This window comes from Streptococcus mitis, from assembly GCF_946190285.1.
GTDB classification, from domain to species: domain Bacteria; phylum Bacillota; class Bacilli; order Lactobacillales; family Streptococcaceae; genus Streptococcus; species Streptococcus mitis_CP.
The window spans coordinates 1-215 of record NZ_CAMHZX010000130.1 but is presented as its reverse complement, the minus strand read 5'-3'; the positions used below and the strand labels follow the sequence as shown (position 1 = coordinate 215).

Annotated in this window: 1 protein-coding gene; it reads left to right on the top strand. The window is 56.7% G+C overall.

What is annotated here, in order from left to right:
- On the top strand, positions 1–215 hold a 215-nt coding region (locus N8L39_RS09470), incomplete at both ends, for a hypothetical protein (RefSeq protein ID WP_261039414.1).

Here is a 215-nt window from a genome sequence, read left to right as displayed (position 1 = left end):
AGTGCGGTAGCGTCTACCTCAGCCAGCACAAGCGCGGTAGCATCTACCTCAGCAAGCACAAGTGCAGTAGCGTCTACGTCAGCTTCAACAAGCGCAGTAGCGTCTACCTCAGCCTCAACAAGTGCGGTAGCATCAACATCAGCAAGCACAAGTGCCGTAGCGTCTACCTCAGCCAGCACAAGCGCCGTAGCGTCTACCTCAGCCTCAACCAGTGC